Origin of the sequence: Mycoplasmopsis phocirhinis (assembly GCF_004216495.1) — a bacterium.
Taxonomy (GTDB): domain Bacteria; phylum Bacillota_I; class Bacilli_A; order Mycoplasmatales; family Metamycoplasmataceae; genus Mycoplasmopsis; species Mycoplasmopsis phocirhinis.
Genome location: NZ_CP034841.1, coordinates 553,098 through 564,969, shown reverse-complemented (window position 1 = coordinate 564,969; position 11,872 = coordinate 553,098). Strand labels below are relative to the sequence as shown.

At 27.4% G+C, this 11,872-nt stretch carries 10 protein-coding genes; 7 read left to right on the top strand and 3 right to left on the bottom strand.

The features are described from left to right. The first annotated feature begins 58 nt into the window (after nucleotides 1–58). The 6 genes from EG856_RS02220 to uvrC are packed head-to-tail and all read left to right on the top strand — an operon-like array spanning nucleotide 59 to nucleotide 6,763. Nucleotides 59–1,009: an ABC transporter ATP-binding protein gene (locus tag EG856_RS02220; protein WP_130429500.1), complete on the top strand. Its 951-nt coding sequence runs from the start codon at nucleotides 59–61 to the stop codon at nucleotides 1,007–1,009. After that, nucleotides 999–1,877 (top strand): ABC transporter permease, encoded by an 879-nt coding sequence (locus EG856_RS02215; RefSeq protein WP_130429499.1) that lies wholly within the window; start codon nucleotides 999–1,001, stop codon nucleotides 1,875–1,877. Before EG856_RS02220 ends, EG856_RS02215 begins: the two co-directional genes overlap by 11 nt. A gap of 28 nt (nucleotides 1,878–1,905) precedes the next feature. Continuing rightward, on the top strand, nucleotides 1,906–2,748 hold the full coding sequence (locus EG856_RS02210) for a deoxyribonuclease IV (protein WP_130429498.1): 843 nt from the start codon (nucleotides 1,906–1,908) through the stop codon (nucleotides 2,746–2,748). A 42-nt stretch (nucleotides 2,749–2,790) separates the two neighbouring features. Continuing rightward, nucleotides 2,791–4,707: a hypothetical protein gene (locus EG856_RS02205; protein WP_130429497.1), complete on the top strand. Its 1,917-nt coding sequence runs from the start codon at nucleotides 2,791–2,793 to the stop codon at nucleotides 4,705–4,707. Further along, nucleotides 4,707–5,045: a thioredoxin family protein gene (locus EG856_RS02200; RefSeq protein WP_130429496.1), complete on the top strand. Its 339-nt coding sequence runs from the start codon at nucleotides 4,707–4,709 to the stop codon at nucleotides 5,043–5,045. The genes EG856_RS02205 and EG856_RS02200 overlap by 1 nt, the downstream gene beginning before the upstream one ends. After that, a complete protein-coding gene (uvrC, locus tag EG856_RS02195; protein WP_130429495.1) occupies nucleotides 5,045–6,763 on the top strand; it encodes an excinuclease ABC subunit UvrC in 1,719 nt (572 codons plus the stop codon). Before EG856_RS02200 ends, uvrC begins: the two co-directional genes overlap by 1 nt. 54 nt (nucleotides 6,764–6,817) lie before the next feature. Here uvrC and EG856_RS02190 read toward each other — a convergent pair whose 3' ends face one another. The 3 genes from EG856_RS02190 to aspS all read right to left on the bottom strand — a co-directional run bounded on the left by EG856_RS02190 (nucleotide 6,818) and on the right by aspS (nucleotide 10,377). Next, the gene (locus EG856_RS02190) at nucleotides 6,818–7,513 is read right to left on the bottom strand and encodes a hypothetical protein (RefSeq protein ID WP_130429494.1); all 696 of its coding nucleotides are present in this window, start codon (nucleotides 7,511–7,513) and stop codon (nucleotides 6,818–6,820) included. Nucleotides 7,514–7,698: 185 nt separating this feature from the next. Then, nucleotides 7,699–8,646, bottom strand: a complete 948-nt coding sequence (gene pip, locus EG856_RS02185; RefSeq protein ID WP_130429493.1) for a prolyl aminopeptidase — start codon at nucleotides 8,644–8,646, stop codon at nucleotides 7,699–7,701. Nucleotides 8,647–8,667: 21 nt separating this feature from the next. Next, entirely contained in the window at nucleotides 8,668–10,377 is a 1,710-nt protein-coding gene (gene aspS / locus EG856_RS02180; RefSeq protein WP_130429492.1) for an aspartate--tRNA ligase, read from the bottom strand. 263 nt (nucleotides 10,378–10,640) lie between these two features. Here aspS and tuf point away from each other — a divergent pair, with 263 nt between their 5' ends. Further along, nucleotides 10,641–11,831, top strand: coding sequence for an elongation factor Tu (gene tuf / locus EG856_RS02175; protein WP_130429491.1), 1,191 nt, complete (start codon nucleotides 10,641–10,643; stop codon nucleotides 11,829–11,831). Nucleotides 11,832–11,872 lie beyond the last annotated feature (41 nt).

Below are 11,872 nucleotides of genomic sequence, written 5' to 3'. Positions count from 1 at the left end.
TATTTAAAATATCTGGTATAAAATATTTCAATAAAAGCAAACGAAAATATGGAGTTTTATGAACAAAAACAACTCAGGTTTACCGCACGAAAATATTATTGTGATTGAAAAATTATTCAAAAAATTTAAGAATTTCATCGCCTTAAATGAAGTTTCGTTTAATGTGAAAAGAGGTGAATTGTTTGGTTTTTTAGGTTTAAATGGTGCTGGAAAAACTACGACATTAAATATTATTCTCGGTTTATTACAACGAGACGGTGGAAATGTATATATCAATTCAAATTCTATTAATAAAAATATTAACAAAATTCGTAATGATATAGGTATTGTTTTTCAAGAATCGATTTTAGACCCAAGTTTAACAGTTTATGAAAATTTAAAAATAAGGGCTAATTTATACAAAAATAACTTAAAACTTCAAAATACCAATGATATTGTCAACCAAATAATCAATGAATTTAAACTAAATGATTTTGCCAAAAAAGCATATGGCAAATTAAGTGGAGGTCAGCGTCGACGAGTGGATATTGCACGGGCATTGATTCATCAACCTTCAATTTTATTTCTTGATGAACCCACAACAGGTTTAGACCCAAACTCGCGCAAACTTGTGTGAGATATATTGAAAAAAATTCAAAAACAACGAAATCTCACTATATTACTCACAACACATTATATGGAAGAAGCTGATGATTGCTCACGAGTAATTATTATTGATAAAGGTCTGAAATTAGTTGAAGGAACACCAGCCCAATTAAAAAAATCATTTTCTTCTTCTACAGTTATGTTACACTCGATTTCAACTACCTTACACAATAAAATTATTGCTAGCCAATTAAATTTACAAAAACAAAATTCAACCCTTATCATTAAATTCGATACTTTTAAGCAAGGTCACGATTTTGTTAAAAACAACATTCAAGATATTAACGATTACGAGTTTGTTAAAGGTTCAATGGATGAAGTATTTTTAAATGTGACTAAACTTTCAAGAGGTAATGATGTCTAAATTATTCACACTAACATATCGTAATTTAAAAATTTTTAGTAAAGATCGCAAACGTATATTTTTTACATTGTTAAGCCCAATAATAGTTCTTTTATGTTTTATTATTTTTGCCCGCAACATATTTATTAATCAATTGCCACTTCAAACAGCAAATAAATTTAAAAATCACTTCGCTGATATTGCTTTAATGACTGGAATGCTTTCAGTAGTAACTTTTACAAATGCAATTTCACTTTCAAGTGTGATGGTAAATGATAATCAAAAAAAGATACTTAACGATTTTTATATTGCTCCAGTTAAAAATTCATTTGTGCGTTTATCATATTTAATATATAACATTTTTTTAAATATAATTATTACCACAACTATTTTTATAATATGCATTATCTGAATGGCAATTGATAAAACTTTAATTTACGAAGTAAATTCAGTAAAATATAGTGCTTTAAACGCACAAAATTCACTTATTATAATCTCAACTATTGTGATTGGAAGTGTTTTAAATTCAGCAATATTTGTTTTCTTTTTAAGTTTTTTAGCTAATAATTCCGCCTTTAGTGCCCTATCAGCAGCATTAAGTTCAATTAGTGGTTTTTTAATAGGTGCTTTTGTACCATTACACACATTTCCACGGGTGTTAGCAGAATTTTCAAGCATTCTGCCTTCAACGCAAATAAGTAATTTAATACGTCATTTTGCAATTAATGGACTACCAAGCGAAATCATTAACGCTAAAAACATAATGTTAGATTACAATATAATTTTTGGCCTTAACAACACTTGATGGGGCTCATTTATATATTCAGCAAGTTGAGCAGTTTTATTTTTAACACTATCAAGCACAATCAATATCGTCAAAAATAGATAATTAATACAAAACAATAAGGAAATTCAAAATGATAAAACTAGGTTCTCATGTTCAATTTAAGGCTCCTGACTATTTACTAAGTGCAGCCAAAGACAGCATTGATTATGGCGCAAATACAATGATGATCTACGTAGGTCCACCACAGAGCACAAAACGTGTAGCAAAAGAAAAATTTAATGTTGAAAAGTATAATGAGATGTATGCTGATAAAATAAAAAATCAAGATATTATTGTTCATGCACCTTACATAATCAATATGGCTTCGGTTGAAAAAGGAAAATTTGCGAGCGATTTTTTGATTGAAGAAATAAAAAGAGTTGCTTATATTGGAGCAAAATATATTGTTTTACATCCTGGAGCACACACAAAATTTGACATTAATTTAAGTATTGAAACATTAATACAAAACTTAATATTTGTTTTAGAACAAACAAAAGATTTAGATGTAATAATTTGTCTTGAAACAATGGCGGGAAAAGGCACCGAAATATTTACAAATTTTGAGCAAATGAAATATATTTTAGAAAAATGCAATAGTGATAGAATTCAATTATGTCTAGATACATGTCATATTTGAGATGCAGGTTATAATGTAAAAAATTATGATGAGTTTAAAATTTTATTACAAAAATATGATTTACAAAAATATGTCAAGGTGATACACTTAAACGATTCTAAAAACGATATCAACTCACACAAAGATAGACACGCAAATATTGGTGAAGGTTATATAGGTTTAAAAACTTTAGCAACATTTGTGCATGATAAAGATTGAGATAATATACCAATTATTCTTGAAACTCCTTGGACCGAACAAGGCCCTATTTATAAAAAAGAAATTCAGGAGTTATTAAATTCAAAAAATCAATAAATTTAACTTTATTGATTTTTTGAATAAATTAATTTATTAAATTTGAACTCTAATTTATTGAATAAACAATTACACAATTTAAGTATAATTATTTTTATGAATAACTACTCCTCGATAACTAAAAATCCACGTCCTAGTTTTATAAAAAAAATTGAAAAAAAGAGTAAAAATCAAATAATTCGAGATAGAAAATCAAATGCTTTTCCTGAATTTTTAAAATTAACGATTTTTTTGTTTTTTACAACTTTTATTGTTTTAGTTCAATATAGTTCTAATATATTTGGAATTGGCAAAACAGCAACTATTTTTAAAAAAATATATCTATATTCTATAGGTTTAGCATTCGGCGATTTAACAATTTTTATTGTTTTAGGTATTTTTATATCACTAATTTTAAACTGGTTAGAATCGCTTTTTAATCGATATTATTTTATATGAGTAAAACCATACCGGCGCGTAGATTATTGGATCATTCGTCGTCGAATCAAAATGTTTATTTGACTTAATTTAACTGTTTTTATTTTAAGTTATCATTGATATTTACTTTCACAACGAAACATTTCAAATATAAATTATTATTCATTTAGCGATTTAAAAACTATTTTCGTAGAAGGCTGATATAAGTCATTTACTCAAGGAAATACCCAGTCAATATTGAATTACCCAAACACTAACGGTAATATTGGAATATTCATAGATTCAATATTTAACATATTACATGTTATAGTAATAAGCCCGTGATTAGTTTTTACATTAATTTTAGCCATTCATTGCCTTTCTTGAATTTATTTATTAACACTTAAACCAAGAGAATATTTTAAAAATTTCGCAGGCAATAAATCATTAGAACAGGTAATTGTTTACTTAAAAAATAAAAAAATCAATACTGTTTATTATTTCACCAATGAAGTGAGTCGTTATTTTGACTTCATCAATCTTTCAGCTAAAGTATTAGAAATAAATACCGAAACAAACTCGATGACAAAAATTATCAAACAAATAAACAAAAAGCAAAATCGCGAAACACTATCAAATAATCCACTAACAAGTGAATACTTTTTGAAAACAAAATCAACTAATGAAAATAACAATGAATTTATTAGTTCAATTGATAAAGAGAAATTGAATCAAATAGAATTGAATTCTATAAATATACAAGAAAACAAAACCTCAAATTCAACAATTGATAATGCAAAAAATAATATCGAATTTAATTCGTATTATCAAAACAAAAACATTGAACCTGCCGAATTCAATAATGGCCAAAATCTAACAAAAAATAATGATGTAGCTTTAAATAACCAAAGTCAATTAATAGATACAATTAATCTCACAAGTGAAATAAAAACCAAAAGTGAAATAATACAAATACATAACACGCAATTAATTGAAATTAATTACGACAATGAAATTAATAATGAAATAAAACTAAAAAATAACCCAAACAATGTTATTGACCAAACTATTGAATTAAGAAGAGTTCAAACACAGGAATTGTACCAAGATGAATTAAAAAATATCAATATTAACTTGAAAAAACAAGGTAATTCACAAACTATTCAATTAGAAATGAACAATAACATTCAAAATCATCATTCAACAGATGATATTACTCAATTAGGTTTTGATTTAAGCGATTTAGAACAAAAAACTGAACACAATTCAAGTGATAAAATTGATAATTTTGACAAAAATGCACCTGAAATAAAACCGTTTATAAGCAAAAAAAATAATAACAATATTTCATTAGGTTTTGATGAAATAATGACTACTGAACTTAAGATGCAAAATCAAACAAAAACGCAAAACAAAAATTCAAATTCTGACAGTTTTACTTTTATGACCACAGTTTTTGATACTGAAAAAAGCAAATCAAAAAATAATTTAAATGACACTCAAACAATAGAAGAAGATAACGGAGATTGAATAAGTCCTTTTATGGAAGAAAGTAAAAATTAATGAAAACATATTCGTGAGAAGAAGCACAAAAAATTATTGCTAATAAACAAAACGCTGAAAAAATTTTTTTTGTAATTTTTAGCAGGCAAAACGATAAAGATTCAATAATTATGAGTAGTACTTATGAGTATATTGAACAAAAATTCACTTCACAAACAGATGTCAAATTTATGAATATTGATATTGATGAAGCAAAAATTTATAAAGATATTAACAATATATATAAAATTTTTGACATACCAACTTTTTTGATCATAGTTAACAATCAAATAAAAAAACGTGGTAGTAAATTTTATCCACACGAAATAATAACCGATTTTATTGAGGAAAACATTTAATGCAACAACATTTATTAAAAAATAAACTTCAATTGGTTCCAAAACAACCAGGAGTCTATTTATGAAAAGATATCAATAATAAAATTATTTACGTAGGCAAGGCAAAAAATTTAAATCGTAGAATGCAACAATATTTCGAGGGTGCTATTAATTCATACAAAACAACTGCGTTAGTTCAAAAAATTAATGATTTTGAAATATTTATAGCCCGTAATGATAAAGAAGCGCTTTTATTGGAAAAACAATTAATTGATAAATACAATCCTGAATATAACATTTTATTATTGGATGATAAATGATATCCATATATTAAAATAGAACTTAAACCAAAGGGTTTGGAAATTTCAATAGTCCGAAAAATAACAAAAAAAGAAAATACTCAATTATTTTATTTTGGTCCTTTTCCTCAAGGTTATGGAGCCAGTATTATTCTTAAATTGCTTGAACGTGAGGCTTTTTATGAAAACGGTTTAAAAATTAAAGAAAATAATTATGATTTTTGAAGACAAAAATTTGATTTTTTAAAACGGATAATAACTTTTAAACAAAACTATATAGCACAACTTGAACAAAAAATGTTTCATGCTAGTTCAAAACTACAATTCGAAATCGCACTAGATATCAAAAATTCCTTACAATATTTAAATAAAATAAGTGAAGATCAAATTGTTGAGTTAAAAAATTTTAAAAACATTGATGTTTTTACTTGTCAAGTTGAAAAAGAACGAATTTTTATAACTTTACTTTTTTATAGACATGGAAATTTAATCGGCAAGGATAATGTTGTTATTGATGTTTACATCGATACAGACGAAACACTTAATAATTTTTTCCAAAGCTACTATGCCACCAAGCATATTCCTGATAATATAATAGCCAACGAAATTTTACTTAAGCACGAATTTATAGATCAAAGCGAGTTAAAATTTATATTCCCTAAAATGGGAATGTATAAAAAAATTTTAGAAATTGCCGAATTAAATTTACAGGATTTTGTAAAAAACAATGCTAATTATTTACTTAGTTCTCAAAACAAAGCATACAATAATTTAAAAGATTTAGCTAAATATACCGGCGGTTTAATCGCTAATAATATTATTGTTTTTGATAATTCTAATTTAGCAAATAATTTGCCGGTTGGAGTTGCGATAGCAATATGTAGTGGATTTAAAAATAAACTATATTATCGTTCATTTAAACATCCTGAAATCAATCACCGTCAAGCTGATGTTGAATATATGCGTTTAAGTGTAGAAAAATACTTCAATTCAGACAAAAAATTAATGCCTGACTTAATTGTTGTGGATGGTGGTTTAGCCCAAATACATGAAGTAAAACAAGTTTTAAACAAATATCAACTTTCAATAAAAGTTATAGGTTTAGTAAAAAACGAACATCACCGTACAAGTCATATAATAGATGTCGAAGAAAACGCAAAAACAATAAAACCACAGTCATTAAAAAATTTCTTAACATACATACAGGATGAAGTCGATCGTTTCGCTAAATCAATTTTTTGAAAACGCAAAAAAATTTCATCGCTTGAGGGCAAATTACAAAGAATTAAAGGAATTGGTTCAGTTTATGAAGATAAATTATTAAGTTTTTTTAAAACCTATAATAATATTTATAACGCAAATTTAGACGAATTGCAAAAAGTTGTTCCTAAACATATTGCTCAAAAAATTTATGATAAGGAATATCTTAAAGATGAATAAAATAAACACAAAATTAATAAATTTTGTGTTTATTAATTATTAAAATTTTTAAATCTAAATGTGACATTTGATAGTTTTTTGCTGGCTTTTTCTTATTAAAGAAGTTTCACCAAATTGATCTCAACCTTCTGTAGTTCAATCAATTTCAGCGGTTGAAGCAGTATCAACATTATTGGCTACAGTACTTAAAATTTTTCTAAAAGCCATAAAATTAAATATTTTATTAATTACGTCGGTTGTCATTGTAATTGAATTTAGATAATTTAAAAAATCTGCTTCATCTATAGATTCTAAAAATAATAAATTATTTCTTTGTGATTGTGTCCCATTTATACTTGGATTAAAAATTTCACCAACAGCAACTTCATTCATTGAATACGCACATTTACCATCTAAATAATCTATATTAAATCGAGAAACAGGTCTATCAATAGGTACTAAACTCATCGTATAACCATTGATAATAGTTAACATGTTTAATACATTTTGTAGAGGATCGTCAGTGTTAAATGCTTGTTCGCCTTTATTTAAAATATTCAAAAAGGAGTTATTTTGTATTTTTTTTGAAACTAAATTTTGTTTGTAAAATGTTAATTGGTTTTCATTTTTTAACGCTTCAATAGCAACTTGTTTTAATTTTTCGTATTCGTCTTCATTTGCTATTTTATTATTAAAATCAAATAACTTAAAAACTGTATTTATTGACCAAGGTATTTGTCTTGAAAATCGTCTGTGAAATTTAATAATCATCTTGCTCCCAACGCACAATTTTATTTAAAACTTTTTTAAGAATAACAATAAATAAAATAAATTTTACTAGCTTTGATATGTTTATAACAAATCAATATTAAATTTATTCATTGAACCTTACTCTCTAATATTTTTAATTATGCAATATAATTATACATATACAGATATATTAAAGACACAAAAAACTAAAAAGTGAGTTTTTGCATAATATTAACAAGAGTTTTTGTTATTTTTCATTCTCTTTGAGTATGAGCAGTTTTAGTTAGTAAAAATAAATGAGATTTATTTAGAGCCTGATGTAATTCATATGCTCCTGATGGACGACAATCCAAATCATACTCACCATGAACTATAAATGTCTCAATATCTTTTACTCTATCAATATTATTTAAAATATAATTTTCGCTCATAAATCCTTTATTGTAAAAATAGAAATTTTCTAAATAAGAGATTTCACTCGTGGATTTCATATCTTTTTCAACGTCAAAATTCATTTTATTAACACTGATCAAAGCACTTTCCCATCGAGTTCATTCTATCAATGCTTGATTGCGGATTTTTTCATCGCTTGAATTCATACGCTTATAATACGCAGCAACAATGTTTTGTCGCTCGGTTTTATCTAGTATATTAATGTATCTTTGAAATTCAAGAGGTTTCATATACGAAGCACCTTCTTGATATAATCAATCAATATCACTCTGGCGATTTAAATATATCCCTCTCAAAATCATTTTTAAAACATTTTCAGGATATCTAATTGCATAGCATAAACTTAAAGCGGTGCCTCATGAACCACCAAATAAAACTCATTTTTCAATATTCAATAATTGACGAATATTTTCCATATCTTCCACTAAAAAATCAGTTGTATTGTTTTTAGTTAGTAATGATGGAAAAGAATTACCACAGCCTCTTTGATCAAATAAAATTATTTTATATTTTTGAGGATCAAAATAACGACGACAAAGAGCACTAGTACCGCCTCCGGGTCCTCCATGAACATAAATTACCGGAATTCCGTCAGGATTTCCGCTGATTTCATAATAAACTTGGTGTTCACTGTCTTTTGGTGAGTAAAAACCTTTAAAATATGGTTCAATTTCGGGATATAAATATTTTAAATAAGTCATAAACATTCCTTCAAAATATAACTAATCTTCGGGTTTAATTTCTATAAATAACTCATTAAGTTGTTTTTGATCAACAATATTTGGGGCTTGTGTAAATACGTCTTGGGCCTTAGTATTTTTAGGAAATGCAATTACATCTCTAATGCTTTTTTCTTGTGTTAAAATCATCACTAATCTGTCAATTCCTAAACCAATTCCACAGTGAGGTGGTACCCCATATTTAAAAGCATTCATAAATCAGCCAAATTTTGCTTGTTGTTGTTCTGAGTTCATACCAATTAATTCAAACATTTTTTGTTGGGTCTTTTGCTCAAAAATACGAGCAGAACCAGAACCTAACTCAAAACCATTTAACACAAGATCATAGCTTTTAGCTTTTATTTTTTCAAGTGGTAAAGAATCTAGTTCTATCAAATCATGATCAAATTGTGTAAAAGGATGATGAGCAGCTTGTCAAGCATTATTTTCTTGATCATATTCAAACATTGGTCAATCCGTAATTCATGATAAATGATATTCATTTTTGTTAGCGTAAGCAAACATTTCATTCAATTCAACTCTAATAGCTCCTAATGATTTTGAAGCATTTTCGAAGGTATTAGCAACAATAAAATATGAACCATCTTTATTATTATTTTGCTCAATTAATTTCAAAACCTCACTCATAATTTTATTCGCAAAATTTGAATGGATAATTTTGTTATTTTCTACAACAAAATAAAATAAAGCATTAGATTTGTTTTTAAAAGCAATTTGTTCTAAAAATTTAAATTGCTTTTTGCTAATTATCGACTCAACAAAAAGCATTCGTTTAACAGGGGCATTTTTAATAATATGAAAATCAGTATTATTTGCAAATTCATTAATATCTTGTAATTTATATCCGTATCTTAAATCCGGTTTATCAGTACCGTAATCTCTTAAAGCATCAAAATACTTAATTCTAGGTAGTGGAGTAATTAAATTTAAATTTAATTGTTTAAAAATGTACTTAAATAATTCTTCAATATAAGATTGAAAATCTTCAATATTTGTAAAGGAAACTTCAATATCTAATTGAGTAAATTCAGGTTGGCGATCTTTTCTGCCGTCCTCATCTCTAAAACATCTTGCAAATTGGTAATACTTTTCAAAACCTGAAATCATTAAAATTTGTTTGAACAATTGTGGGCTTTGTGGCAATGCTCAAAATTGCTTTTGAGTGCGTGTGGGAACTAAAAAATCTCTAGCACCTTCAGGTGTTGAACGAGCTAACATCGGAGTTTCGATATCAATAAATCCATTTTTAAACATAAATTCACGAACAATGTGCATTAAATTACTTTTTAAGATAATATTATTTTTCATTTTTTCTCTTCTTAAATCTAGATAACGATATTTTAATCTTAAATCTTCATTAACATTAATATCATCTCTAATAGAAAATGGCAATTCCTCTGCAGCAGTCGAAAATACAGTAAAACTATTGACTAAAATTTCAATTTCTCCACTTTTTAGATCCTTATTAATGTTTTTGCGAGCTACGATATTACCTGTAATTTCGAGCACACTTTCTTTTGGAATATTGATATCTTCTTTAAAAACACATTGAACTATTCCACTTCGATCTCTTAAATCAATAAATGTTAAACCACTAAAACGTCTTTTATTTGCAATCCAGCCATGAACAACAACTTTTTGGCCAATATTTTTGATACTTAAATCATTATTATTTATATATTTTGTTTTCATACAGTCTCCATTCTCAATTATGCGTAATATTATATATTAATCTATGCTAAGCTACAATATAAGTCTTGAATTAAGATATTAAATTATTATTTATTAATTTTGATATACAATATTAATTATTAATAAAATATTGTTTCTTTGCTAAAATAGATATGCTATTTTCTTACACGTAAATAGTGATTATGGATAGGTTGCGGATGAAAGACCGCACACAGGTTGGTTTAGCGCTAAAACAATTTAATATTTATGAAAGGAAATAAAATATGGCAAAAATTGATTTTAACCGTGATAAAGAACACGTAAATATCGGTACTATCGGTCACGTTGACCACGGTAAAACTACACTTACAGCTGCTATTGCTTCTGTATTATCAAAAAAAGGTTTAGCCGAAGCACGTGATTATGCATCAATTGATAATGCTCCTGAAGAAAGAGCACGTGGTATTACAATTAATACTTCACACATTGAATACCAAACAGAAGCACGTCACTACGCACACGTAGACTGTCCAGGTCACGCTGACTACATTAAAAATATGATTACTGGTGCAGCTCAAATGGACGGTGCAATTCTAGTTGTTGCCGCAACAGATGGTCCTATGCCTCAGACACGTGAACACATTTTACTTTCAAAACAAGTTGGTGTTCCTCGTATGGTTGTATTTTTAAATAAAGTCGATATGTTATCTGCTGACGAAGCTGAAATGGTTGACTTAGTTGAAGTTGAAGTGCGTGAATTACTTTCAAAATACGGTTTTGACGGAGACAACACACCGTTTATTCGTGGTTCAGCTGCTGAAGCACTTAAAGGAAACGCAGAGTACGAAGCAAAAATTATGGAATTAATGGACGCAGTTGATTCATGAATTGAAACTCCTGTTAAAGAATTTGACAAACCATTCTTAATGGCAGTTGAAGATGTTTTCACAATTTCAGGTCGTGGTACAGTTGCAACAGGTCGTGTTGAACGTGGAAGATTAAATCTTAACGAAGAAGTTGAAATTGTCGGTTTAAAACCAACTAAAAAAACAGTTGTTACAGGAATGGAAATGTTCCGTAAAAATCTTAAAGAAGTACAAGCGGGTGACAACGCTGGTTTATTATTACGTGGTGTTGAAAGAACTGCTATTGAACGTGGACAAGTTCTAGCTAAACCAGGTTCAATTGTTCCTCATACAGAATTTACAGCACAAATTTATGTTTTAACAAAAGACGAAGGTGGACGTCATACACCATTTTTCAAAAACTATAAACCTCAATTCTATTTCCGTACAACTGACGTAACAGGTGGAGTTGAATTTGAAGCAAGCCGTGAAATGGTTACACCAGGTGAAAATGTTGAATTAACAGTTAAATTAATCTCACCGATCGCTGTTGAAGAAGGAACAAAATTCTCAATTCGTGAAGGTGGACACACTGTAGGTTACGGTAACGTTACAAAAATTATTAAATAAAATAATAAATTTAGATGGGTTTATCCCATCTTTTTATTGAA